Annotated in this window: 27 protein-coding genes; 21 read left to right on the forward strand and 6 right to left on the reverse strand. The window is 59.0% G+C overall.

All coding sequences use genetic code 11. From position 1 onward, the window contains the following. Positions 1-24 precede the first annotated feature (24 nt). From HFP51_RS07755 to HFP51_RS07765, 3 genes are all read left to right on the forward strand, one after another. Positions 25-363, forward strand: coding sequence for a VOC family protein (locus tag HFP51_RS07755; RefSeq protein WP_176875191.1), 339 nt, complete (start codon positions 25-27; stop codon positions 361-363). A gap of 158 nt (positions 364-521) precedes the next feature. Further along, positions 522-911, forward strand: coding sequence for a hypothetical protein (locus HFP51_RS07760; protein WP_176875192.1), 390 nt, complete (start codon positions 522-524; stop codon positions 909-911). Positions 912-964: 53 nt separating this feature from the next. Continuing rightward, the gene (locus tag HFP51_RS07765) at positions 965-1,636 is read left to right on the forward strand and encodes a glutathione S-transferase family protein (RefSeq protein ID WP_176875193.1); all 672 of its coding nucleotides are present in this window, start codon (positions 965-967) and stop codon (positions 1,634-1,636) included. On the opposite strand, the gene ubiG is transcribed toward HFP51_RS07765, so the two are convergent. Continuing rightward, complete coding sequence (gene ubiG / locus HFP51_RS07770) at positions 1,633-2,382, reverse strand: bifunctional 2-polyprenyl-6-hydroxyphenol methylase/3-demethylubiquinol 3-O-methyltransferase UbiG (protein WP_176875194.1); 750 nt, start codon at positions 2,380-2,382, stop codon at positions 1,633-1,635. The genes HFP51_RS07765 and ubiG overlap by 4 nt on opposite strands. 78 nt (positions 2,383-2,460) lie before the next feature. Between ubiG and HFP51_RS07775 the strand changes: the two genes are divergently transcribed. From HFP51_RS07775 to HFP51_RS07785, 3 genes are all read left to right on the forward strand, one after another. Then, positions 2,461-3,705, forward strand: a complete 1,245-nt coding sequence (locus HFP51_RS07775) for an aspartate kinase (protein ID WP_176875195.1) — start codon at positions 2,461-2,463, stop codon at positions 3,703-3,705. Between the two features lie 103 nt (positions 3,706-3,808). Next, positions 3,809-4,795 (forward strand): nitronate monooxygenase family protein, encoded by a 987-nt coding sequence (locus HFP51_RS07780; protein ID WP_176876597.1) that lies wholly within the window; start codon positions 3,809-3,811, stop codon positions 4,793-4,795. 63 nt (positions 4,796-4,858) lie between these two features. Then, a complete protein-coding gene (locus tag HFP51_RS07785) occupies positions 4,859-5,449 on the forward strand; it encodes an N-acetyltransferase (RefSeq protein WP_176875196.1) in 591 nt (196 codons plus the stop codon). A 29-nt stretch (positions 5,450-5,478) separates the two neighbouring features. Here HFP51_RS07785 and HFP51_RS07790 read toward each other — a convergent pair whose 3' ends face one another. From HFP51_RS07790 to HFP51_RS07800, 3 genes are all read right to left on the reverse strand, one after another. Beyond that, the gene (locus tag HFP51_RS07790; RefSeq protein ID WP_176875197.1) at positions 5,479-6,435 is read right to left on the reverse strand and encodes a hypothetical protein; all 957 of its coding nucleotides are present in this window, start codon (positions 6,433-6,435) and stop codon (positions 5,479-5,481) included. A 138-nt stretch (positions 6,436-6,573) separates the two neighbouring features. Next, positions 6,574-7,116 (reverse strand): DsrE family protein, encoded by a 543-nt coding sequence (locus HFP51_RS07795; protein WP_176875198.1) that lies wholly within the window; start codon positions 7,114-7,116, stop codon positions 6,574-6,576. A gap of 38 nt (positions 7,117-7,154) precedes the next feature. Further along, entirely contained in the window at positions 7,155-7,682 is a 528-nt protein-coding gene (locus HFP51_RS07800) for a GNAT family N-acetyltransferase (protein WP_176875199.1), read from the reverse strand. Between the two features lie 151 nt (positions 7,683-7,833). Here HFP51_RS07800 and ptsP point away from each other — a divergent pair, with 151 nt between their 5' ends. The 5 genes from ptsP (at position 7,834) to ftsH (ending at position 15,023) form a co-directional block, all read left to right on the forward strand. After that, entirely contained in the window at positions 7,834-10,110 is a 2,277-nt protein-coding gene (ptsP, locus tag HFP51_RS07805; RefSeq protein WP_176875200.1) for a phosphoenolpyruvate--protein phosphotransferase, read from the forward strand. A gap of 106 nt (positions 10,111-10,216) precedes the next feature. After that, positions 10,217-11,032, forward strand: coding sequence for a helix-turn-helix domain-containing protein (locus HFP51_RS07810; protein ID WP_176875201.1), 816 nt, complete (start codon positions 10,217-10,219; stop codon positions 11,030-11,032). Positions 11,033-11,112: 80 nt separating this feature from the next. Next, positions 11,113-11,982, forward strand: a complete 870-nt coding sequence (locus HFP51_RS07815) for a hypothetical protein (RefSeq protein ID WP_176875202.1) — start codon at positions 11,113-11,115, stop codon at positions 11,980-11,982. A gap of 40 nt (positions 11,983-12,022) precedes the next feature. Continuing rightward, on the forward strand, positions 12,023-12,976 hold the full coding sequence (tilS, locus tag HFP51_RS07820; RefSeq protein ID WP_176875203.1) for a tRNA lysidine(34) synthetase TilS: 954 nt from the start codon (positions 12,023-12,025) through the stop codon (positions 12,974-12,976). A 91-nt stretch (positions 12,977-13,067) separates the two neighbouring features. Then, positions 13,068-15,023 carry an ATP-dependent zinc metalloprotease FtsH gene (gene ftsH, locus HFP51_RS07825; RefSeq protein WP_176875204.1) on the forward strand — a complete coding sequence of 652 codons (1,956 nt, stop codon included), beginning with the start codon at positions 13,068-13,070 and terminating at the stop codon, positions 15,021-15,023. A 51-nt stretch (positions 15,024-15,074) separates the two neighbouring features. Here ftsH and HFP51_RS07830 read toward each other — a convergent pair whose 3' ends face one another. Then, positions 15,075-16,148: a DUF3667 domain-containing protein gene (locus tag HFP51_RS07830; protein WP_176875205.1), complete on the reverse strand. Its 1,074-nt coding sequence runs from the start codon at positions 16,146-16,148 to the stop codon at positions 15,075-15,077. A gap of 90 nt (positions 16,149-16,238) precedes the next feature. On the opposite strand from HFP51_RS07830, the gene HFP51_RS07835 reads away from it, so the two are divergent. The 10 genes from HFP51_RS07835 (at position 16,239) to HFP51_RS07880 (ending at position 23,538) form a co-directional block, all read left to right on the forward strand. Continuing rightward, positions 16,239-17,510 (forward strand): glutamate-5-semialdehyde dehydrogenase, encoded by a 1,272-nt coding sequence (locus HFP51_RS07835; protein WP_176875206.1) that lies wholly within the window; start codon positions 16,239-16,241, stop codon positions 17,508-17,510. Further along, the gene (locus HFP51_RS07840; RefSeq protein WP_176875207.1) at positions 17,507-17,959 is read left to right on the forward strand and encodes a hypothetical protein; all 453 of its coding nucleotides are present in this window, start codon (positions 17,507-17,509) and stop codon (positions 17,957-17,959) included. Before HFP51_RS07835 ends, HFP51_RS07840 begins: the two co-directional genes overlap by 4 nt. Beyond that, a complete protein-coding gene (locus HFP51_RS07845) occupies positions 17,956-18,588 on the forward strand; it encodes a nicotinate-nucleotide adenylyltransferase (protein ID WP_176875208.1) in 633 nt (210 codons plus the stop codon). The genes HFP51_RS07840 and HFP51_RS07845 overlap by 4 nt, the downstream gene beginning before the upstream one ends. 8 nt (positions 18,589-18,596) lie before the next feature. Further along, complete coding sequence (rsfS, locus tag HFP51_RS07850) at positions 18,597-18,989, forward strand: ribosome silencing factor (RefSeq protein ID WP_176875209.1); 393 nt, start codon at positions 18,597-18,599, stop codon at positions 18,987-18,989. 2 nt (positions 18,990-18,991) lie between these two features. Then, positions 18,992-19,414, forward strand: coding sequence for a 23S rRNA (pseudouridine(1915)-N(3))-methyltransferase RlmH (locus HFP51_RS07855; protein ID WP_176876598.1), 423 nt, complete (start codon positions 18,992-18,994; stop codon positions 19,412-19,414). A 3-nt stretch (positions 19,415-19,417) separates the two neighbouring features. Next, on the forward strand, positions 19,418-20,617 hold the full coding sequence (locus HFP51_RS07860; protein WP_255454602.1) for a murein hydrolase activator EnvC: 1,200 nt from the start codon (positions 19,418-19,420) through the stop codon (positions 20,615-20,617). A gap of 74 nt (positions 20,618-20,691) precedes the next feature. After that, complete coding sequence (locus HFP51_RS07865; RefSeq protein WP_176875210.1) at positions 20,692-22,026, forward strand: S41 family peptidase; 1,335 nt, start codon at positions 20,692-20,694, stop codon at positions 22,024-22,026. Between the two features lie 30 nt (positions 22,027-22,056). Continuing rightward, positions 22,057-22,527 carry a disulfide bond formation protein B gene (locus tag HFP51_RS07870; protein WP_176875211.1) on the forward strand — a complete coding sequence of 157 codons (471 nt, stop codon included), beginning with the start codon at positions 22,057-22,059 and terminating at the stop codon, positions 22,525-22,527. Then, a complete protein-coding gene (locus tag HFP51_RS07875; RefSeq protein ID WP_176875212.1) occupies positions 22,500-23,066 on the forward strand; it encodes a demethoxyubiquinone hydroxylase family protein in 567 nt (188 codons plus the stop codon). The genes HFP51_RS07870 and HFP51_RS07875 overlap by 28 nt, the downstream gene beginning before the upstream one ends. 97 nt (positions 23,067-23,163) lie before the next feature. Beyond that, on the forward strand, positions 23,164-23,538 hold the full coding sequence (locus HFP51_RS07880; protein WP_176875213.1) for a hypothetical protein: 375 nt from the start codon (positions 23,164-23,166) through the stop codon (positions 23,536-23,538). Positions 23,539-23,548: 10 nt separating this feature from the next. On the opposite strand, the gene HFP51_RS07885 is transcribed toward HFP51_RS07880, so the two are convergent. Further along, positions 23,549-25,318 (reverse strand): DUF885 family protein, encoded by a 1,770-nt coding sequence (locus tag HFP51_RS07885; RefSeq protein ID WP_176875214.1) that lies wholly within the window; start codon positions 25,316-25,318, stop codon positions 23,549-23,551. Positions 25,319-25,422: the final 104 nt, after the last annotated feature.

Consider the following 25,422-nt stretch of genomic DNA (forward strand, 5'->3'; position numbering starts at 1 on the left):
AGATGAACATTGAGGAGATTCGCGATGCAGATGCCCAATTATCTTGAACTGGCGACCGGCGATATGGAGACCACAAAAGCCTTTTATACCAAGGCGTTTCAGGTTGATTTCACCGATTATGGCCCGGAATATGCCGGTGCCAACACCGACGCGTTCGAGCTTGGCCTTGCCTGTTTCGGCGAAACGCCCCCGCCCCTGCCCGGCTTCAAGACGGACGATATTGCCGCGGCCGAACAGGCGGTGCTGGCCGCTGGCGGAACGATCATTCGCGAAACCTATGATTTTCCGGGTGGTTCCCGCTTTCACTTTCGCGATCCAGGCGGCAATGAGCTGATGGTCTATTATTACGCACCGGTCGGATAGCACTCCGTTCAGCGCGTACTCATTTCCGATCTGCTAAGGCATAGCCAACGAAACACCGCTGACCCTGAGCCTGTCGAAGGGTTGCTCTGTCTTACTAGGTGAGAAGAACAGGGCTTCGACACGCTCAGCCCAAACGGAATATGGGGATACCAGACATAATGAAACTGCCGATCATTCTCGCCGCAGCAGCTCTGACAACCACGCCGGCTCTCGCCCAGCAAACCGACGAAGATATCTGGGACGATGATCCCTATGCCGCGCAGGATGAAACCGTGCTCGCTGTCGACAGTATCATTGGCGTGTTGCTCGATATGCCAATTGGCCGGCTGGCCAGTATCGCGCCCAATGTGGAAATCGAAGGCGATATCCGCGCCGGCGATACGGTGCGTGACATGATGCTGCGCGACAATCCGGGAGCTGAGGAAGAACTGCGCGGGAAAGCCCGTATGGCGACCGCGATGATCGGCACCATGCTCAGCGAATTCGAGACCCTGCTCCCCGAACTGGAACGCTGGGGCGAGCGGCTTGGTGAAAGCCTGCCGGAATAGGTTGAGCGAATAACCGCTGGACGGATTCGGCTACTGCGCTACAAACGCGATCCATGTGGGAACTCTATCAATTTCCGCTCTGCCCGTTCAGCCGCAAGGTTCGCCTGCTGCTCGGTGAAAAGGGCATCGGCTATGATCTCGTGCGGGAATCGCCATGGGAGAGGCGCGACGAGTTTCTCGACATGAACCCGGCCGGCAGGACGCCGGTGATGGTCGATAAGGAAAAAGGCGCGACGCTGATCGATAGTCGCGCCATCTGCGAATATTTCGAAGAAACCGTCGACGCGGCCCGGATGATCACCGGCCCGGCCAACAACCGCGCGGAAATCCGCCGGCTCATCGCCTGGTTCGATGAGAATTTCTACACCGATGTCGTCGCCCCGCTGATGCATGAACGGATGTTCAAACGGCTGATCCATCGCGAAGCGCCAGACGGCACAGTGTTGCGCGAAGCCATGAAGGCGGCGGACTCGCATCTCGATTATATCGATTATCTGCTGGATCATCGCCGCTGGATCGGCGGATCGACCCTCAGCCTTGCAGACTTTGCCGGCGCAGCGCAGATTTCGGTCGCGGATTATCTGGGTGGATTCAACTGGTCGAGCCATAAACAGGCCAAGGCCTGGTATGCCGGCCTGAAATCGCGGCCGAGTTTCCGCCCGCTACTCTCAGAGCGGATGGAAGTGATCTCGCCGCCCGCCCATTATGACAAGGTCGATTTCTAACTGCCTGTCCGCGCTGCGGTCACCAGATAGTTCAGCCCCGTGCGTTCGGAAATTTCGAACCCGCGCGATGGCGAGAAGCTGAGGCCGGAAATGTCCGTCACGCTAAGGCCTGCATCTTCGAGCAGGCTGGTCAGCTCTTCGGGTGTCAGAAACTTGTCCCAGTCATGCGTGCCTTTGGGAATGAGCCCGGCGCCCTCGGCCACGGTAATCATCGCAACCTTCGACAAACCCGTCCGGTTGGGCGTGGACATGATCAGCAAGCCATCCGGCGTCAGCGCATCGGCAAGGCCCTGCGCAAAAGCAGCGGGATCGGCAACATGCTCGATCACTTCCATGCAGGTGACGAGATCATAGGGGCCGTCGGCCATCTCAATACCGCCAGCGCGGTAATCGATCGCGAGGCCCGATTGTGCCGCATGCGCCTTGGCAACCGCGACATTCTCTTCGGCCGCATCTATCCCCGTCACATCGGCGCCCAGCCGCGCCAGCGGTTCGGCCAACAGCCCCGCACCGCAGCCGATATCGGCCGCGCGTTTGCCCTTTAGCGGCTGGCGATCATGCTCATCGGCATCCCAATGATGATCGATCGCATCGCGGATATAGCCAAGCCGCGGCGGGTTGAGCCGATGCAGCATTGCGGAGGATCCTTTGGGATCCCACCATTCCGCCGCCAATTTGCCGAAATGTTCGGCCTCTTTGGGGTCAACGGATGTCGACGGACTCGATGATGCTGCACTTGCGTTCATATCCGGCCCTGCCTAACAGGATCGCCCGCCCTGTTCCATGGGGCAAAGCGCAATTTTTCGAGGGTTTCGGCAAGATCCATGGCTCGCATCGTGATGAAATTCGGCGGCACGTCCATGGCCGGGATCGAACGGATCCGGGCAGTGGCGGAGCGCGTCAAAGCCGAGGTGGATCGCGGCAATGATGTTGCGGTTGTCGTATCGGCCATGGCTGGCGAAACAGACCGGCTGGTCCAGTTCTGCCGCGAGGCCTCCTCGCTATACGATCCGCGCGAATATGACGTCGTCGTCGCTTCGGGCGAACAAGTTTCGTCCGGCCTGTTGGCGATCATGTTGCAATCGATGGATGTAGACGCCCGCAGCTGGATGGGCTGGCAGCTCCCGATCCGGACATCCGAAGTCCATGCCTCGGCGCGGATCGCGGATATCGATACGGACATTTTGCGCGAAGCCATTGAAGGCGGCCGCGTTGCCGTGATCCCGGGCTTTCAGGGCATGACCGAAGAAGGCCGTGTCGCAACGCTCGGGCGGGGCGGGTCGGATACATCGGCGGTCGCAATCGCCGCCGCCATGGGCGCGGATCGGTGTGACATCTATACCGATGTGGACGGCGTTTACACGACCGACCCCCGGATCGTGCCACGCGCCCGCAAGCTATCGAAGGTTACCTACGAAGAAATGCTGGAACTGGCGAGCGTCGGCGCGAAAGTGCTGCAGACCCGCTCGGTCGGTCTGGCCATGAAACATCAGGTGCCACTCCAGGTGCTGTCCTCCTTTGAGGACAAGCCCGGCACGATGATCGTCGACGAACAGGATATTGAGGACAGCGAAATGGAAAAACAGCTGATCACCGGAATCGCCTATGCCAAGAATGAGGCCAAGGTCACACTGACTTCGGTCGCCGACAAACCCGGTTCCGTCGCCGCGATCTTCGCGCCGCTCGCGGAGGGCGATATCAATGTCGACATGATCGTGCAGAACTTTGCCCGGGAAACCGGCAATACCGATGTGACCTTTACCGTTCCCTCCGACGATCTCGCCCGCTCGCTCGATATCCTCGAAAAAGCGCGCGATGAAATCGGCTATCGCGAGATGACGCATGACATCAATGTCTGCAAAGTGTCCGTCGTCGGTGTCGGCATGCGCAGCCATGCCGGTGTCGCCTCCACCATGTTCCAGACGCTGGCGGATCGCGGGATCAACATCATGGCGATCACGACGTCGGAGATTAAGGTCAGCGTGTTGATCGAAGAAGATTATACCGAGCTCGCCGTGCGCGTTCTCCATACAGCCTATGGCCTGGATGCAGAGGATGACGCCGCGTGAAGGCCAGGCCGATCCCGGCGCTTCTTGACCGAAAACAAAGACGCTACACACCAGTCGACATAGGGATGCCCGCGTGACCGATATTACTGATATCAAGCGAATGATGGCGCGGGGCTGCGAGTTCCTGGGCACCGAATATGCGATCCTTGGCGGCGCGATGAGCTGGATCTCTGAGCGCAACCTTGTTTCCGCCATTTCCAATGCCGGTGGCTTTGGCGTGATCGCCTGCGGCGCGATGGAACCGCACATGCTGGACGAGGAAATTGCTGAAACGGCCAAGCGCACTGACAAGCCGTTCGGCGTCAATCTCATCACCATGCATCCGCAGCTCGAAGAGCTGATCCAAGTCTGCGCCAAGCATGAAGTCAGTCATGTCGTTCTGGCCGGTGGCCTGCCACCCGGCTGGGCGATCCCCAAGATCAAGGAATTCGGCGCCAAGCTGATCTGTTTTGCCCCAGCCTTTGCACTGGCCAAGAAGCTGCATCGGTCCGGCGTTGATGCACTGGTGATCGAAGGCATGGAAGCGGGCGGCCATATCGGCCCGGTCAGTACCTCCGTGCTTGCACAAGAAATCCTGCCTGAGCTGCGCGACGAGCTGCCGATCTTCATCGCCGGCGGCATTGGCCGTGGCCATGCGATTGCGGCCTGGCTCGAGGTTGGCGCGGTCGGCGTTCAGCTCGGCACGCGTTTTGTCTGTGCGAGCGAGTGCATCGCGCATGAGAATTTCAAAAAAGCCTTTATGCGCGCCCCGGCCCGCGATGCGATCGTCAGCACACAGATTGACGACCGACTCCCAGTGATCCCGGTTCGCGCGCTGAAGAACAAAGGCACGCAGGAGTTCAACAAAAAGCAGATCGAAGTCGCCAAGCTACTCGATGCCGGCGAAATCGAAATGGGTGAGGCCCAGCTGCAGATTGAACATTTCTGGGCTGGCGCATTGCGCCGCGCGGTAATCGACGGCGATGTTGAAAACGGTTCGCTCATGGCAGGCCAGTCGGTCGGCATGGTGAAAGCCGAAGAACCGGCGGCCGATATCATCGAAACGCTGATGGACGAGGCGGTCAAAGCTCTGGACAAGAACCGGGGTTAGACAAGCCCCGCAGCCCCATGCATAGTCTATCTTAGTGAAATCCAAGCTTTTGGAGGACTTGCGATGACCGACCAGCCGCCGACGATCCGTGCCGCGACGCCTGAAGACCGCGACCGTGCCATCAATACGATCGTGCTCGGCTTTTCCTCTGACCCGTTCTGCCGCTGGATGTGGCCGGAATCGCATGTCTATCTCGACGCAATGACGCGCGTCGCCGGGGCCTTTGGCGGCAATGCCTTTGAAGCGGGCAGCGCGCTTCTCGCCAATGAGAGTAAGGCTGCGGCATTGTGGCTGCCGCCCGGCGTCCACCCGGATGGCGACCAGATGGACGCCATTATTGGCGAAACCATTGACGAAGATCGGATGGAGAATGTCGGCGCGGTATTCGAAGAGATGGACCGTTATCATCCCGAAGAGGATATCTGGTACCTGCCGCTGATCGCTGCGGACCCGGCTCATATTGGCCAAGGGCTTGGCGGGGCGCTGATGAAGCATGCCACGCAACGCGCGGATGCGGATGGCAAAATCGCTTATCTGGAAAGCTCAAACCCGCAAAATATTTCGCTCTATCAGCGCCATGGCTTCGAAATCATGGGGGAGATCCGCCATGGCGATTCTCCGGTCATGACACCGATGATCCGCGAACCGCGCTAGCAAGACCCGCGGACGAAACCGTGTCTGGGTCAATCAGCGTTGACCAGTTCTTCAGTCTTGAGAAAAGCCTTGTTCACGCGTTTGAGGCTGTCATCGCATTCTTCGGGATATTCAGCTTTGAGCGTTTCCCACAATTCTGCTGCTTCGTCTCGCCGATCGGAGAAAGTCAGAATCCGAACGCGCGAAATATCGACCATGAATCGTCTTTTGATATCGGCGCTCCGGTCCCGCGCCTGCGCCAGCAAGGTGAGTTGGGTGTCAACATCAAGATCCTTGCGGACATTTGTAGCTAGTATTTCGGCAGGAACGGTTTTCTTCGCTCGAAAAATTCCCATCGAGGATACTTCGCCTACATAGTCAAAATATTTCGCCGTGAATTCCTGCATCAACTTAAGCGGGGCCATGCCTTCGATAAAATAGTCTTGCTGCAGCACCAACGCCCCTTCGATCAGGTGCGGAAAGAAATTCGAAAAAATATGATTTAGGATTTTCATATTCTTCACAACGTCGAGAAACATTATCTCGATCGGGCCGTCCCAAGTCTGATCGAGAATATCGCCGACCCGCAGTTCAACCAGATCTGCGACCGCTTCGATGTTGGACTGGAGGGCAGGAATGAAGCTCTCATTCTCCTTCACATCAAGCCCATGTCGGTTGAGCGTTCGAACGAGATTGCTGCTTGTCTGACCTCGCTCGAACGTCACGATCGGCTGTCTGAACTTTTCGACAATTGCGTCATACTGACGATTTTCCTGGAGGCCCAAACCGAAAGCAAGCGTCGACCCGCCAAGAAACGCACCGCCGTCAAATATCAATCCGTCGCCACGATATTCGGTTTTCGCCAATCCATAGATAAAGCGCCTTTCTTCTGGCGACATCATCGAGGGCGTCCGCAAGATAGCCTCGGGAACCTCGCCATCCATACATGCCTGACAATCATGCAGATTGACCGTTCGCAACGGACGTTGTTGCAGCATTGAATTCATGCCGTTTCTTCCCTTAGATACTCGGGATAAATTGCCCGGGCGGCGCTTGTCCCTTAGCTATATACGAGCCGCGGAACGCGACAAGAACTAATCCTGAGTGTCGTGACCTTTCCCCAATATCCGCGAGAAATTGGCCGGCTAGAACGGATTCAGCGTAAAACCGTTCTGCTGCAGCAGGGCATGTGCTGTCATTGCCGACAGGGCCATGCCGACACCCGGTAGCAGGTCCGCAACGCCAATCTCATAGTAAGCCGCAGTCTGGCCGCACAGGATGATCTGCACATTGTTATCGAGCAGCTCAGCAATGGCAGCGGCATTGGCATTCTCCGCGCCATCTTGGCGGGCCGCATAGAGTTCTGCTCGGGTCAGATCGAGCGATGCCCCGCCATGCACGACGACCGCGACGCGGATATTCTCAAGCGGCACACCGGCTTCGACATGCATGTTGATGAAGCGCGCTGCACTATTCAGCGTCCGATTGATCTCGCCGACATCGGCGCGGGTTGCCGTGTCGAATGCGATGGCAAAAGATGCATCAGCCGGGATATCCATCGTTGTTTCGATGGTCGCGACCTGTCCGAATTCGGTGAAAACAGGCCCCGGATGGAAGGCGGAAGACTGGGCCGAGAGCGGCGTGGCGGCACAGAGCAAGCCCGATAGGGCGAGCAGGTATTTTCGCATGGTTTCAATCCTTTGGAATGGTTCCGGGTTTCGGAAGATCAATCAATTTGCTTGGACAACAGGATCATTTTTCGGCGATCCTCATAGACTTCACGATCGAAGCTGCGCGCGCCGATCTCGTCAAAACCCCAGCGCAAATAGGCGCCATAGGCCCAATCGGCACTGTCCATCACATCCAGCCAGATATGATCGCGGCCCGCGTCTTTTGCGTCCTCAAGTACGGTTTCATAGAGCTTCTTGCCAAGCCCGGATCCGCGGAGATTGGACAGGAGATACACCCGTCTCAGTTCGACGCCGTTATCGCTTTTGGTCACTGGGTTTGGTGACTTGTGGACGGCCATCGCGAAACCCACCGCCGCGCCATCGCCCTCGGCGAGCCAGAATTTGGTGTTGCCATCCTCCATGGCGCTGCGCACCGCGGCTTCGCCATAGCTTTCCAGATGCTGCATCAACGGCGCTGGCTTGGGCCATAGATACCCATAGGCCGCGGCATAGGAGGCCGGTCCAACAATGCCGAGCTGCGCAGCATCTTCGGGGCCAGCGGGTCTTACGCTATAGTCTGTCATGGTTCGGCTCCTGCCAAGAAGCGCACCATAGCCCAGATCGCCGCCAACTGCCATTCAAGCGTCGCAAAGCTTGCAATACACAAGCTAATCTTTTGCGCCGCTTAGGGTTTCGGCAATGGCGCCGCCCGCATGGCTCTGCTAGTCGAATCTCATGAGTTTTGCCGAAGCCACCACCGCCTCCCGGGAGATTCTCACCGGGCTCCACGATGTTATGGCGTCGCGCACGCACGCCCAGGCAAAGTTGAATCGTGTTGTCGAGATTATCGGCGAAGCGCTGAATAGCGAAGTCTGCTCGATCTACCTGCTACGCGAAGGTGTGCTGGAGCTCTATGCAACACTCGGCCTCAACCAGGACGCAGTCCATGTAACCAAGCTTGCCATGGGGGAAGGCCTGGTCGGTGTGATCGCCGATAGCGGCCGAATCCTGAACCTCGATGAAGCGACCGCCCATCCGGACTTCGCGTACAAACCGGAAACCGGTGAGGAAACCTATCACAGCTTTGCGGGTATCCCGATCATCCACCACGAGCGTACCGTCGGCGTGCTGGCGGTTCAGCATGCCGATCCGCGCCCCTATGACGATGTCGAGATCGAAGCGCTGCAAACCGTCGCGATGGTGCTTGCCGAGCTGATCGCCAATGCCGAGCTGATCGACGATGGCGGCCCGGACGGCGAAGCCGCACGCCAGACCGAAGCGATGCGGCTAACCGGCCAGAAACTGGTTGTCGGCATGGCCGAAGGCGTTGCCGTGTTTCACCAGCCGCGCGTCAATATCGAACATACGGTCGCCGACGATACCGAGGCGGAGCGCGCGCGCGTCTACGCCGCCTTCGGCAAGATGCGCGAACAGATTGACGCGCTCGCCAATCAGGCCGATTTCGGCGCTGGCGGCGAACATCAGGACGTTCTCGAAACCTATAAGATGTTCGCCTATGACGAGGGCTGGAGCCGCCGGATCAACGCGGCCATCGATAGCGGACTGACCGCCGAAGCCGCGATCGAGCGTGTCCAGCAACGCACCCGGGCGCGGATGCACGAAATTGACGATCCCTTGCTCGCGGAACGGATGCACGATCTGGAAGATCTCGCCAACCGATTGATCCGGATCGTGGCGGGACAGCTCGGGACTGCCGCCCAGCTGGGACTGCGCAATGATTCCATATTGATCGCGCGCAATCTGGGCCCGGCCGAATTGCTTGAATATGACCGCCGCCGGCTAAAGGGCGTGGTCCTCGAGGAAGGGTCTCTCACAGCCCATGTCACCATTGTTGCGCGCGCCATGGGTGTGCCGGTGCTTGGTCAGGTTTCCGATGTCCGCCGGCTGATCCATGATGGCGATGAGCTGTTGCTCGATGTCCAGGAAGGCACGGTCTATGTCAGGCCCTCCCCGACAATGGTCGAAGCCTTTGAAACAAAGCTTGATCGGATGCGCCAGAAACGCGCCGAATATGAAGCGCTGCGCGAAGCGGAACCGGAAACCAAATGTGGCAAGCGGCTCCAGATCATGGTCAATGCCGGGTTGCGCGAAGATGTAACGAGCTCGAGCCTCTCTGGCGCTGACGGCATCGGGCTGTTTCGCACGGAGTTCCAGTTTCTCGTTTCAGCCACCCTGCCCCGCCGCGAAGCGCAGCAGAAAATGTACAAGGACGTGCTTGAATCCGCTGGCGACAGACCGGTGATCTTCCGCACGCTCGATATCGGCGGCGACAAATCCGTTCCCTATCTGCGCACCGACGCGATCAAGGAAGAAAATCCGGCGATGGGCTGGCGCGCATTGCGCCTGTCGCTCGATCGCGAAGGCCTGATGAAGGTGCAAGCCCGCGCGCTGATCGAGGCGGCAGCCGGCAAAACGCTCAACGTGATGTTTCCGATGGTTTCCGAACCCTGGGAGTTTGATGAAGCCCGGGCGCTGTTTGAATCGCAGCGTGTCTGGCTTGAAGATAACCACCACATGCTGCCCCATGATATTCGCTATGGCTGCATGCTGGAGGTCCCGGCGCTCGCCGAAGCGCTGGACCTGCTTCTGCCGCGGCTCGATTTCCTGTCGATTGGCACCAATGATCTGACCCAGTTCCTGTTTGCCGCCGATCGCTCCGATCCGCGCATCGCCGATCGTTACGACTGGTTGAGCCCGGCAATCCTGCGCTTCGTGCGCCGTATTGTCCGCGAGGCCAAGGCAGCGGGTGTGCCGGCCACAATCTGCGGCGAAATGGGCGGCCGACCGATCGAAGCGATGGCGCTGATCGGGCTCGGCGTCGAACAATTATCCATTACGCCTGCGGCAGTGGGAACCATTAAGGCGATGATCCGTTCACTGGATGCAACGCAGCTGGAACAAAGCATGGAGGAATGGCTCGCCGAGCCTCCACCTGATATGCGACAGACTCTGCTCGACTGGGCAGAACAACGGTCGGTCGCAATCGGCTGAATCGGCTGACAGCACAGGCCAGATTGGCTTGACAGAAATGCAGGGGGCTTGCGAAAGCCATTGGAATAAGCAGATCGTCGGTTCACGGCGTCAGCAGGGGACGCAGATGTCGGAAGAAGGTAGCGAAGACGCTGCGTTGTTCGAATCCCAAGTAGGGACGAGACTTCGCGAAGCTCGAGAGAGCCAAGGCATTTCGCTCGACGACATTGCCAAAACTACCCGTATACCCTTGCGGCAATTGCAAAATATTGAAAATAGCGATTACGAAAAATTACCTGCGCCCACCTACAGCACCGGTTTCGTAAAGGCCTATGCCTTGGCGGTTGGCCTGGATGCCCCGGCACTGGCCAAAGAATTTCGCGAAGAAATCAACTATCGTTCAGCGGGCGAAGCCGCAGGCGACTTTTTCGAACCGACCGACCCGTCGCGGGTCCCCCCTCGTACATTGGCATGGATAGCCGCAGCCATCGCTGTTGTGCTGATTGCTGGCTATGCGCTGTGGCGGAGCGGCATGTTTGGTCTGGATAGTGACGATCGTGCACGCATGGCGGCCGGCACAGACGAACCAATTGCCACAGAATCCGCCCAGACCGAGACAGCATCGACCCCGGCTACGCCTCCACCGACAGAAGGCGCGGTCGTCATCGAAGCAACCGATACGGTCTGGCTGAGAATTTACGAGCAAGACAGCGGCGAGCGCATTTATGAAGCCGAACTGCAGGCTGGCGATCGGTATGAAGTGCCGAGCGATGCCGAGCGCCCCGCTATTCGCACAGGTCGCGCCGATGGATTGCGCATTACAGTTGGCGGCCAACCTGTCGATCCGATCGGCCCACCGCAGACCGTTATCAGCGACGTGAGTCTGCTGCCGGCAGACCTGGCCCAGCCGCGTCCGCAAACAAGCGGCCCGTCAGTCAACTAACAGCCTGACACTCCTAGATATTGGCGATCAGAGCCCTGAGCGATATAAGCCTCGCAAGGCTCTGAAGAGGGGAAATCGCCATGCGTTCACTGCTCATTGTCGCATTGATGACAAGCTGCGCCGCCACGCCGGCCTTGTCGCAAGGTGCCGATATCGATCGCCGCATCGACCGGGTGGAGCGCGAAATTCGCGCGCTGCAGCGCCAGGTTTTCCCAGGGGGAGACCCTGATTTCTTCCAACCTGAGATTCAATCGGGAACGCAAGATGGAACGGCGGGAAATCCCGCCTCCTCGCCGATTACTGATTTGACCGACCGGGTGAATTCGCTTGAACGCCAACTCGCTACACTCACGGGGCAGGTCGAAGAGAACAGCTTCGAACTGCGCCAGCTTCGGGCCATGGTAGAGGGGCTGCAAGGCGGCGCCGCGATTGACCCGGATGTAGACACGCCGATCCTCGCTGCACCGGCCGACGAAACGACCGAGCCTGCAGCCGGCGAAGCCGCTGAAACAGCGCCTCCACCGCCTGAAACATCGAGCAGCGAGCCACCCCTGCCGGATGATGCTGGTGAAGCATCCTATGTCCGGGGCTATCGAATGTGGCGCGACGGGCGCTACGCTGACGCGCGCACCCAGCTTCAGGAAACGGTTGAAACTTATCCCGGGCACCGGTTCGAAAGCTATGCGCGCAACCTGTTGGGCCGTGCCTATCTGGATGACGACAAACCGGCCAATGCGACCGAGATATTCGTCCGCAACTATCAAGAGCTACCGGATGGTGATCGCGCTGCCGACAGCCTGTTCTTCCTTGGCGTGGCGCTGACAGAACTCAACTATAATGACCGCGCCTGCCTGGCCTTTGACGAGCTGGAAGAAGTCTATGGTAGCAGCCTGCGCAGCACTATTCGCGAACAGGTGCCGGCCGCGCGTTCGGCAGCCAGCTGCAACTAAGCATTTCGCTTTTTTGCGACCGCCTCGCTAAGCTGCGGGCATGACGCAATCGCCCCTGCTTGACCGGTTCCGGACCGCTACCGAAGCGCTGACCGGCACTGTGCCCAGCCGTGATCGACGGCTCGGCATTGCCGTTTCCGGCGGGCCGGACAGCATGGCGTTGCTGGCCTTGGCAGCCGAGGCATATTCCGGTGCAGTTTCGGCCGCGACGATTGATCACGGCCTCCGGCCCGAAGCCGCTGAGGAAGCAGAACATGTGGCAGCCATTTGTCGACAGCTGGATATCCCTCATGCGATCCTCACACCGGCTGAACCGATTAAGGGCAATCTCCAATCATCGGCTCGCGAGGCGCGCTATGCGCTGCTGGGCGAATGGCGCAGCGAAACGCTGATCGAGTGGATCGCCACCGCCCATCATGCTGACGACCAGCTTGAAACGGTGTTGATGCGTCTGCTGCGCGGGAGTGGTGTCGACGGACTGTCCGCCATCCGCCCGATCAATGGCGCCATCATCCGACCGCTGCTGGGCGTCCGCAAGGCAGAATTGTCTGACTATCTGGAGACCCGCGATATTGCCGCGGTATCGGACCCCAGCAACACTGATCGCCAGTTTGACCGGGTGCGTATGCGTGACGCGCTGGCCGACTTTCCGGATTTCGATCCGGAACGAATTGAGCTCAGTATTGCGGCGATGCGGGATGCCAGTGAAGCACTTGAGTGGATGACCGACCAGGCTGCGGCGACGCACATCAACACAGGCGCAAAAGAGGCAATATTGACCCCAGTTGACCTGCCAAATGAATTGCTGCGCCGCCTTGTTCAACGCTGCCTGAATGTGGTCGATCCGGAATATCCGCGGCGTGGCGAGGCCCTGGACCGCACAATTGCGGCATTATTGGCTGGAAAAAACTGCACGATCGGCCAGATTCTCTGCGCGGTCGAAAAGACTGGAAACTGGCGCTTTTCTGCGGCACCTCCGCGAAAAACGGGCTGAAACGCCCGCTTCAGCGGCTGTTCAGCCCCTAGCGCCAATTGTCTTTTTGTCGCGACATCCTATTTTGGTCGCACAAGAAGGGCCTTACACAATGAACGACGATAAAGATCCCCAAGAGGGTGGCAGCAATCCCTGGATGAAAAGCCTTTTCATCTGGGCCGGTATTTTGGTCGCCCTGATCCTGTTCGTCACAATGTTCGACAGTGGCACCGCACAGGCCGATGAAACCCTCCCTTATTCGGATTTCCTCGACCGGGTCGAGCAAAGTGAAGTCCAACAGGTCGAGATTAATGAGGGCTTTGTCACGGGCACACTGACCGATCAGACCACCTTCCGAACGGATCTTCCGCCGCGCGTCGCAGTCCCGGTCGACGAAATGCGGGATGCTGGTGTCGAGATCACCGGTCGTCCGGCGGAGCAAGCGAGCATCTGGACCTATGTCCTGCTCAATCTCCTGCCCTTCATCCTGATCTTTGGCATCGCCTTCCTGATCATCCGGCAAATGCAGAAAAATGCCGGCGGCGGCGCAATGGGCTTCGGCAAATCCAAGGCCAAGATGCTGACCGAGCGCCAGGGCAAAGTAACCTTCGAAGACGTCGCCGGGATCGACGAAGCCCGCGAAGAGCTGCAAGAGATTGTCGAATTCCTGAAGGACCCGGGAAAATTCTCGCGCCTTGGCGGTCAAATTCCAAAAGGCGCATTGCTGGTTGGTTCACCGGGTACGGGTAAAACGCTGCTTGCGCGCGCCATCGCTGGCGAAGCTGACGTCCCCTTCTTCACGATCTCAGGCTCCGACTTTGTCGAGATGTTTGTCGGTGTCGGCGCCAGCCGTGTCCGCGACATGTTCGAACAAGCCAAGAAGAATGCACCCTGCATCGTGTTCATTGACGAAATCGATGCGGTCGGTCGCCATCGCGGCGCTGGCCTCGGCAATGGCAATGACGAACGCGAACAGACGCTCAACCAGCTGCTGGTCGAGATGGACGGTTTCGAAGCCAATGAAGGCATCATCATCATCGCCGCCACTAACCGGCCCGATGTGCTCGATCCCGCATTGCTCCGTCCCGGTCGGTTCGATCGTCAGGTCGTCGTACCGCGACCCGATATCGAAGGCCGCGAAAAGATCCTTGATGTCCATATGAAGAAGGTGCCGCTCGCACCCGATGTGGATTCCCGGACGATTGCGCGGGGCACACCCGGTTTTTCCGGCGCTGATCTCGCCAATCTTGTGAACGAAGCCGCGCTGCTCGCGGCCCGTAAAGGCAAGCGTCTTGTCGCGATGGACGAGTTTGAAGAGGCCAAGGACAAGGTCATGATGGGTTCCGAACGGAAATCCATGGTGATGACCGAGGACGAGAAGAAATCGACCGCCTATCACGAGGCGGGCCATGCGCTCGTCTCATTGCACGTCGAAGGCTGCGACCCGCTCCATAAGGTTACCATCATTCCGCGCGGTCGTGCGCTGGGTGTGACCTGGAACCTGCCGGATCGCGATCGCTATTCCATGTCGATGCAGCAGATGAAGGCGCGGCTCGCGCTCTGTTTTGGCGGCCGGATTGCCGAACAGCTCATCTATGGCGAAGATTCGCTGAACACCGGCGCGTCCAACGATATCCAGCAGGCCACCGACATGGCTCGCTCGATGGTTATGGAATATGGCATGAGCGAAAAGCTAGGCTGGCTGCGCTATCGCGACAATCAGGACGAGGTGTTCCTCGGCCATTCGGTCGCCCGCAACCAGCAGGTCTCCGAAGAAACGGCCAAGCTCATCGACGCCGAAGTCCGCCGCCTGATCGAAGAAGCCGAAGGTGTTGCCCGGACAGTGCTGACCGACAATATCGACGAGCTGCACAAGCTCGCCCAAGCGCTGCTCGAGTTCGAAACCCTGAGCGGCGACGAAGCCAAGAAAGCGATCAAGGGCGAAGATATCGGTCGAGACAATGATCGTGATGACAAGGCGAAAGCGGTTCCCACTGGCGGATCAAGCATTCCGAAGACAAAGCCGCGCAAGCGGCCGTTCGGCGGCCCCGCCCCTGAAGGCGCCTAGGCAAACATATCACCAAAGGGAAGGCTCGCTTCGGCGGGCCTTTTCTTTGCGCTAACCGAGCGCCCCGATTGCCAGCAGCAGAACGAAGAACACCGTCGATGTGAAAAAGCAGAACCACGCCAAAACTATAGTGCGGAGGAATGCACTGATGCGCCCGATCTGATAAGTACCGCGCAGCTGCTTATACATATGGATTACGGGTATGAAGATTATCGCCAGCGGTATCCAGGGGAGCCCCATGCCAGCAAATCCGAGTACGGTCAGCGCGATCGCAAAGAGCGACATGAAGGCCAGCGAATAGGTCACGAAAACCGTGTGATCGTACATTTTGAAGCGCCGCGTATAGAAGAATAGCAGCCAGACAAAAGGCACCGAAATCGGGATTAACAGCCAGGAAAATTTGTAGAAATTTGCCTGCAGCTTATAGAGCGCCAGATTGGGATTATCGTTGATTTTGGCCAAACCGCTGTCGAGCCGCGCCCACCCCGTATCCGGCAATTCGAGATCGGTATATCCTAGCGCCTGCTGGCTCGTTTCTATGCCTGCAATGATTTCTTCGAGCCGTTCCGAATCCTGTTCTAGCTCCGGCAACCGAGCCGCACCGCCTGGCTGGCTTTCAGCAATTGCGATCTGGCGCATGGTACCGGCCAGCTCAGCACGTGCATTTGTAATTTGATTATCCAGATGGCCTTCGGCGGCTTCGGCTGAAACATTGTTGAGATCAATGTTGGAGAGCGATGCGCCGTAGATCGTCAGGATCCCGAACATCAGGAAAACGCCGAACAGGAACATGCCGAGCGGCGATACAAATTTTGCGCGCTCACCATGAATATAGCGCCGGGTCAGTTCGCCGGGACGGAATGCCAATAGCGGCAAGGTCCGCCAGAATTTTCCATCGAGATGCAGAACACCATGGATCAGGTCATGCGCGATTGCGGCGATACTGCGATGGACATGCTTTTTCTGCCCGCAATAATGACAATGCGTGCCAACCAGCTCGGTCGAGCAATTGCCGCAATGGGTTTCGCCATGGTCCGATCCCTCTTCGCCATAGCCGGGTTCAACGGCGCGTGCCGCTAAGCCGCCCGTTACCGCTGCCCCTAAGCCTTCAATACCATTATCCATGTCGCGCTCCCGCTACCGCCCATAGCCGCGCAACCATGGGTTCGTCGATAGCCGTTCACGCACGCCTCTCGCCATGATATGCCGCCAAGCATGAACGAACAGCGCGCCATTCCTGACGTTGAAGCGATGATTGCCGATATGGGCAAACGCGCCCGTGTGGCTGCGCAGAGCCTGGCGCAGACCGACACAGCCACGAAAAGCGCCGCACTGCGCCATGCGGCGACCGCACTGCGCAGCGCCGAGGACATCATCCTTGCCGCCAATGCCGAGGATATGACGCGCAGCGAAACCAATGGCTTGAGCCCTGCGATGCTCGACCGCCTGAAACTTGATCCGGAGCAAGTAGAAGGCATTGCTTCTGCACTGGAAGCCGTGGCGGAACTCGATGATCCGGTTGGCGAAATTATCGATAGCCGTACCCCGCCCAATGGCCTGGAGCTTAGCCGGGTTCGCATTCCGCTTGGTGTTGTCGGTATCATCTATGAAAGCCGCCCGAATGTGACGGCCGATGCCGGCGCCCTGTGCCTGATGGCTGGCAATGCCGCCATCTTGCGCGGGGGGTCGGAAGCGATCCAGTCCAACACCGCTATTCATGCCTGTATGGAGCAAGGCCTGGTGGCGGCCGGCCTGTCGAAAGATGCGGTCCAACTGGTACCGACAACCGACCGGACAGCCGTGGGCGCCATGCTCGGCGCCGCCGGGCTCATCGACATCATCGTCCCGCGCGGCGGCAAGGGCTTGGTTGCGCGCGTCCAGGCGGAGGCGCGGGTGCCGGTGCTCGCGCATCTCGACGGCCTGTGCCACACCTATATTCACGCCGACGCACGGCCCGATATGGCGCGCAATATTGTCGTCAACGCCAAGTTGCGGCGCACTGGAATATGCGGCGCAATGGAAACCGTGTTGATCGACAAGGCTTTTCCCGAAGCCGCAATGCTGCTCGGCGCGCTCATCGATGGCGGATGCGAATTGCGCGGTGACGATGCTGCACAGGATTTGGATTCTCGCGTCCAAGCGGCTTCCAACGAAGATTGGGACACCGAATATCTCGACGCAATTGCCTCCGTGGCCATCGTCGACGGCATGGATGCCGCCATCGCCCATATTACCCGTCACGGCTCCGGCCATACCGACGCAATCGTCACCGACGATGAAGCTGCGGCAGCCCATTTCCTGAACAGCGTCGATAGCGCGATCGTCATGCACAATGCCTCGAGCCAATTTGCCGATGGCGGCGAGTTTGGCCTTGGCGCGGAGATCGGCATCTCAACTGGGCGCCTGCACGCCCGCGGCCCGGTCGCTCTGGAAGGACTGACGACATATAAGTGGATCGCGCGCGGTTCGGGAACCATCCGACCATGACGGGAGCCGCCTGGCTCATCATCGGCGGATGCCTGTCAGCCGTGGCATCGCTCATGCACATCGCGATCATCATCGGTGGGCCGAGCTGGTATCGCTTTTTTGGTGCCGGAGAGCGAATGGCTGAAATGGCCGCTCGAGGCCAAGCCTATCCGACCATCATCACCTTGGGAATCGCCGGGATTCTCGCCATCTGGTCAGCCTATGCATTTTCCGGTGCAGGCTGGCTGTTTCGCTTGCCGTTGCTCCGTACCGCGCTGATCCTGATTGCAGCCATCTATCTGGTTCGCGCCATCGCCTTTGTTCCTGCGCTGGCAATGTCCGGTCAGGTGATCACACCCTTTTCAATCTGGAGCTCACTCATCGTCCTTGTTTATGGGATTTGCTACGCGCTTGGCACCTGGATGCGATGGCAGGACCTTGCGCCAGAAACGGTTCAGAGAGTCATTTGACGCATATCGGTCTTCTCGGCGGCTCGTTTAATCCGGCCCATGGCGGACATCGCGGAATTAGTCGGTTCGCGCTCAAAGCGCTGGATCTCGACGAGGTCTGGTGGCTGGTATCTCCGGGAAATCCGTTGAAAGAGGGCGCCAAAGACATGGCGCCGCTTCAGGCTCGGCTTGCGTCTGCGCGGAAAATGGCGCGCGGCGCCCGTATTCGCCCGACGGCGATCGAGGGCGAACTGGGCACGCGATACACGGTAAATACGATCAAAAAGCTGGTCAGGCGCTACCCAAAGCACCGATTTATCTGGATTATGGGGTCAGACAATCTCGCCCAATTCCACCGGTGGAAGGAGTGGCGGCAAATAGCCCGGCATATTGTGATTGCCGTGGTCGCTCGACCGGGGTATGAAGATGAGGCCTTGACCGCTCCGGCCATGGCATGGCTGCGGCGCTTCGTCCGGCCCGCAAGCCAGTCGCGTGATTGGACCGATTGGAGACCGCCAGCGCTCGTGTATCTGCGCTTTCGACCCGATCCTCGTTCCGCCACCCGCTTGCGGCGTGACAATCCGCAGTGGCATCTGGCATTCCCCCCAACAGCTTCGCGTGATCCAGTTACGCGACGGCGCATCCCATAGGAGACATCTTGCCCGCTTCATCAGCTGCGACGCTTCCGAATACTGACGCCCAAACGGCCGAAGACCTTCACCAGCTCATTTTGCAGTCCCTTGATGACGATCAGGCGCAGGACGTGACCTCGATCCCGCTCGCCGGGAAATCGTCGATTGGCGATTACATGGTCATAGCCAGCGGTCGATCGACCCGTCATGTCGCATCCATTGCCGAAAAACTTGCCGAGCGGATGAAATCCGAATTCGGCATTCCGACCCGCATCGAAGGCCTGCCAACAGCAGACTGGGTATTGCTCGATGCTGGCGATGTGGTCGTTCATCTGTTTCGCCCCGAAGTCCGCAGCTTCTATAATCTGGAGCGCATGTGGGGCTTTGGCGAACAGTACGACGAAGCGACAGATAGCTGAGCCTGACACTGCACATCGTTGCCCGCGGGAAGATTGGCCGCGGGCCGGAAGCCGAGCTTGTCGATCGCTATATGGGGCGCATCGGCTGGCCCGTTCGGATTACCGAACTGCCTGATAAAGGCGGCAAGATTCCCCCTCCCCCGACAGGCACGAAAATCGTCACGCTGGATGAGACCGGCCGCCAAATGGGATCAGTGGCCTTTGCCAATCAGATTGGCGATTGGCGCGATCAAGGGACGCGGGAAATTCGCTTTCTGATTGGCGCCGCTGACGGCCTGACCGTCGAGGAAAAAGCCAGCGCCGATCTGTCCATTGCCTTTGGCAAGGCGACCTGGCCGCACTTGATGGCCCGAGCGATGCTGGCTGAACAGCTGTGGCGGGCAAGCTCAATCCTTGCCAACCACCCCTATCATCGCGAAGGATAGGGCATGATCATTCGGATCCTAGCAATGTTTGCCCTGTTTTCGGCAATCCTGGCGCCCTTCGCACTTGCCCAGCCCGATAGTGGAAACGGCGAAGCGGAAGCTCTCGAAGAGGCACTTCGCCAGCGTGCAATAGCGCAGCAGCGTGCCGAACAGTTTCAGGACCGCGCGGAATCTGCGGAAAGCCAGGCTGAGCGAACCGCGGCAGAACAGGCGGCGGCTGCAGCCGAGGTACAGGCCGCCGAAGCGGATCTAACAGCTGCGCAGAACCGAATTGCGCTAATCGAACGATTGCGCGTTGAACAACGTGCCCGGCTCGCCGAACGCCAAGGCACGATTATCGGATTAACTGCAGCATTGCAGACCATGGCGCGACGCCCGCCAGCGCTCGCGCTGGTTCACCAAGGTTCGATCACGGATCTTGTCCATATTCGGTCTTTATTCTCAACCACCTTGCCGGCGGTGCGGGAGCGAACTGCGGCGCTCCGGGCCGAGGTTGCGCGCGGTGCCAATCTGCGCTTGCAGGAAGATCGCGCTGTCGCGTTGCTTGAAGGACGGCAATCGGAGCTCGAAGATCGCCGAGTAGAGTTGGCCGAGCTGGAGGAGGGACAACGGACGCAGGCGGCCCAGCTGGAACAGTCTGCCATGATCGAAAGCGATCGCGTCCTGGCGCTGGGCGAAGATGCGCGGGACATTCGCTCGCTGATGGAAGAGATGGATCGGCAGGCCGAAATACGCGCCGATCTTATCGAGCTTCCAGGTCCAAGGCTGAGGCCAGCCCAACCCGGCGAAGCCCGTGCACCCACGCGGCAAGCGAACCGAAACAGCAGCAACCGCCGACCGCCCTATCGTCTGCCGGTAATGGGGGAAGTGGTTGAAGGGCTGGGCGAGGTGTCGGATGCCGGGGTGCGCTCACGCGGCCTGACGATCGCCACCCAACCTGGCGCCCAAGTCATTGCGCCAACCGCCGGCCGGATCAGCTATGCCGGTGAATTCCGGGGCTATGGACGGATCGTCATCATCGATCATAGTGGCGGATGGACGACGTTAATCACGAATCTCGACATCATTAGCGTTGGGGTCGGCGATGTCGTTGGCCAGGGGGCGCCAATCGGCCGAACCGGCACAGATCGGCCGGTTGTGACGGTGGAACTGCGCCGAGCGGGACAGCCTGTCGATATTTCGTCGCTTGTAAGCCGCGGTTAAGGCCACCAAGGCTATCCTTTCCTGAACCGCAGAAAACCGCTATCATGCGACGATCAGTTTAGAGAGTTTGAACCATGCCCAGACCTTTTATCAGTGCGATCGGTGCCGTCGGCACTTTGGCGCTCATCCCGGCCTTCACCGCGACCCTCGCTGCTGTCGATGTCGACACCTATCGCGAACTCGATCAGTTCATGGACGTGTTTGAGCGGGTGCGCTCCGAATATGTCGACGAGATCAGCGACGAAGATCTGATGCGCGGCGCGATCAGCGGTATGCTTTCGAGCCTCGATCCGCATAGCTCTTTCCTCGACGAAACTGGCTTCGAGCGGCTCACGACACAAAGCCAGGGCGAATATGGCGGGCTGGGCCTGACCGTCACCCTCGAAGACGGGGCTGTGAAAGTCATCGCACCGTTTGAAGACACGCCCGCAGACCGGGCTGGCATCCAGGCCGGGGACTATATCACCCATCTCGACGACGAGCTGATCTTTGGTGGTACGCTCGACGAAGCTGTGGAACAGATGCGCGGCGCGCCAGGAACCTCGATTGACCTGCGGGTCGTGCGGCCCGGCCAGACCGAACCGCTGGAATTCACGCTCACCCGTGAGATCATCGAACTGCGGGCGGTGGAATGGGAAGTCCAGGATCGCGTGGGCATCATCAACATCAACACCTTCAACCGCAACACGGGCGAAGAAGTACGGGCAGCCATTGCCTCTATCAACCAGTCGATCGGCGGGCAGCCCACCGGCTATGTGATCGATCTGCGCTCGAATCCGGGCGGCCTGCTCGACCAAGCCATCTCGGTCTCGGATATCTTCCTGGAACGCGGTGAAGTCGTGTCACAACGCGGACGGCGCGCCAGCGATATCGAGCGCTATTATGCGCGTGCAGGCGATGACACCAATGGCTTGCCGCTTGTCGTAATAGTAGACGCGGGCACGGCCTCAGCATCAGAAATCGTCGCCGGGGCGCTACAGGATCACCGGCGCGCCCTGATCATCGGCGAACAGACTTTCGGCAAGGGATCAGTCCAGACCATCCTTCCGCTGTCCGAAGTCACGGCCCTGCGCCTGACAACCGCTCGCTATTATACGCCGGCCGGCAATTCGGTGCAGGAAGGCGGCATCGAACCTGACCTCGAAGTTCCGCAGCTCACCAATCCGGACTGGCGCGACGCGCCGCGGTTCCGGGAGGCTGATCTGCGCCGCCACCTGATCAACGAAGAAGCCGTGGCTGAAGACGTGATCGAGGATGACATCCGCGAAGATCCACGCTTCTCCGCAACGTCTGAAGAGCTGGCAGAGCAAGGTATTACCGACTTCCAGATGCATTATGCGGTGGAAACGATCGCGCGCCTGGCGGCGGAAGATCCGCCGGTTGCGACAGCGTCTCTCACGCGCCGCTAACTCGCCTTAGCTGAAGGAAACGTCGTGACCATGACCTCGAAAGGACTAGCGTATGCGCTTGCCCTGTTCGTGCCGTTCGCGTTGCTCGCCGGTGCACTGGGTTCGGAGATCATTGGAGACCTCTATCCGTGCGAAATGTGCCACTGGCAGCGATGGCCCCATTATGCAGCCGTACCGCTGGCGCTGATCGCGCTTATCTTACGCGACAAGCGAGCGGGTACGCTTTTTCTCTGGCTGGCAGCCGATGCGATATTCATCAGTGGAGCGATCGGCGTCTTCCATGCCGGTGTCGAATACGGCTTTTGGGAAGGGATTACGGGCTGCGCCACGATGGATGCAGGGTCTGGTGATTTCATGGCCGATATAATGGCAACGCCGATCATCTCCTGCGACCAGCCGCAATGGACATTATTCGGCATCTCGCTTGCCGGATTTAACGCGATCATCTCGATCGGAACTGCTATAGGAATCGCATGGCTGATCCGCAAAACGAACCGTTAGATCTCGCTGGCCCGTTACCCGGCGATCGACAGCCGGATATCGACTCAATGATCCGTGTCGATCAAGCCGGCGAATATGGTGCGACCCGCATTTACGCCGGCCAGCTGGCCATATTGGGTGACCGCAGCCCAGCGGCGCGATCAATCGCGCGCATGGCCGAACAGGAACGTCGCCATTGTGACCGTTTCGACGCCCTCACCGTTGAACGCGGTGTTCGACCCAGCTTATTGCAACCGATCTGGGACCGCGCAGGATTTGCGCTAGGCGCGGCCACCGCATTGATGGGCCCGGAAGCGGCGATGGCCTGTACGGCGGCGATCGAAACCGAAATCGAAAATCATTATGGCGAACAGCTGGAAGAGCTGGGCGACACGGATCCCGAACTCAGCGATATGATCGCCGAATTTCAAGCTGAAGAGGCCGAACATCGCGAAACCGCGATTGCCGAGGGTGCGGAAGATGCACCGGCCTATCCGTTGCTTTCTGGCGCTATCCGGCTGGGATGCCGGATTGCGATTGCGGCGGCGAAACGGATTTGACGAATAGCGAGTTCAGGCCAGCGCAATAATCTATCTGGCATCTTGCCGACAGGGCTTGAAAAGCTGTAGCGTATTGGCTGCATTTAGGAGGATGATAATGACGCGTTTGCTTGCCGCCACGGCACTTATCGGAGCGATGGCCGTTATCCCTTCGGCGCCTGCCGCAGCGCAGAATAATGTCCGCATGCAGATCGTTTATGGCGATGAAGCGTGCCCAACGAGCAATGGCGAGATTATCGTTGTCTGCGTCCGCCGCGACGAGAGCGAACGCTATCGCATTCCGCCAGAGTTACGCGATACCCGCGACATGGCCGCCAACCAGAGCTGGCTCGCCCAGTCCCAGGCGGTCGAATATGTCGGACGCGGTGGCGCGATGAGTTGCTCACCGGTTGGCCCAGGCGGCTTTACCGGCTGCACCGAACAGCTGCTCCGGTCGGCCAGAGCCGAACGCGGAGCCCTGCTCGAATTCTAAACCGCTAGCCTTACCCTTCGCCGTCCGCTTGTTGTGCGGCGATCCAGCGATCAATCTGACCTTCAAGCACGTCGAGCGGCACTGAGCCCTGGCCCAGCACTGCATCATGGAACAGTCGAACATCGAAATCATCGCCTAGCGCCGCTTCCGCACGAGCCCGTAGCGCGCGGATGCGAAGCTCACCAAGTTTGTAGGCAAGTGCCTGGCCCGGCCGCGAAATATAGCGATTAACTTCCGCCTCGATATTGGCTTCTGTGAGCGCCGTATTCTCGCTCATGAAATCAATCGCCTGTTGTTTGGACCAACCCAGCGCATGGATTCCAGTGTCGACAACCAACCGACACGCCCGCCACATTTCATATGACAGTCGGCCCATATTTTCGGCCGGTGTATCATAGATGCCCATCTCGATACCGATGCGTTCCGAGTAGAGCCCCCAGCCTTCGATAAAGGCCGTGAAGAAAGCGAGATTACGCCGCAATGGATGCATGTCGATTTCCTGCTGCAGGGCGATCTGGTGATGATGGCCGGGCACGCCTTCATGGGCCGACAGTGCCGGGATTTCCCAAAGCGGCCGTTGGTCGAGCAGGGACGTGTTGACGTAATAGAAGCCGGCGATGCCCGTTTCGGGAGAGCCAGGATTATAAAAGGCAGTCGTCGCGCCTTCGGCCACCTCAGCAGGGATTTCTCGCAGACCGTAGGGCAAGCGCGGCAGGACCGAGAACATGGTCGGCATCAATCCGTCCAATTCCTTGGTCTGTAGCGCGACCGCTGCCATGAGCTCTTCCGGCGTCTCGGCATAATATTGCGGATCCGTCCGCAGATGCTCGATAAAGGCCTCGCGCGTATCGAAACCGGCCTCAACGGTAACCTCTTCCATCTCGGCGCGGATCCGGGCGACTTCGGAGAGGCCGATATCATGGATTTCCTGCGCGCTGAGATTGGTCGTCGTCATCTGGCGGATCCGGTAGTCGTAGAATTCCGAACCTCCGGGCTGCGCAGATATCCCCACCGTCTCGCGGCATTGCGGCCGATACACTTCGGTAAACCATTGCAAATGCTGCTCATATTCCGGCGCGAGGATTGTCGTGATGATCTCCCGTGCCCGCGCGGCATAACCATTAAAGGCCTCTTCGCTGACGCCAGCCGGACGCGTCCCCTGGAACGGTCGGTAGAAGCGCGATGTTGTCGGGTCCTCGCCAATCACACCGGAAATCGATTCCTCAAAACCATCCAGAACAACGCAGGGAAGCGTATAGCCTTGCTCTGCAGCTTGGGTGCTGATCGCAATCGCCTCGTCATTAATGCTCGGATAGAGGCTGAGGCGGGTTAGATAGCTCTCAAAATCCGCATCGGTCTGGAATGGCAGATTGTTGGACATGCCAGCAAAGCTTTGATGCCAGCCGCGCGTATTGGAAAAGAGCATCATCCGCTGGCCATAGCCATTGGCCTCAATGCTTTCGGCAAGCATGCGCTCCAATATCCCATAATTGGTGCGGGCCTCTGCTGAGAGCTCGTCTTCGGGAATCGCGCGCAGCCGATCGAGCTGAGCCTGGGCGGTGGCCGTGCGCCGATCCTGAGCCGCCAGGCTGATATCGGAAACCTGATCATCATAGTCTCGCACACCGACACCGGTCGCAAACACCGGAAACTCGCGCAGCGCGCCCTGCCATACTTCATCCATCAGCGCATCGAGATCATCTTCAGGTGCCGCGAATGCCGGCCCGGACAACCCCACAGCAGATACCGACAGCGTCAGTGCCATTACCAAAGCTCGCATCGTCTCATTCTCCCCTATTCGTTGGGAACAGGATTAGGCCGCGATCTGCGCTCTGACCAGCATCCGCTCGACCAATGACCTATGCTGATCTGCGGATATCCGCT

Origin of the sequence: Parasphingopyxis sp. CP4 (assembly GCF_013378055.1) — a bacterium.
Taxonomy (GTDB): domain Bacteria; phylum Pseudomonadota; class Alphaproteobacteria; order Sphingomonadales; family Sphingomonadaceae; genus Parasphingopyxis.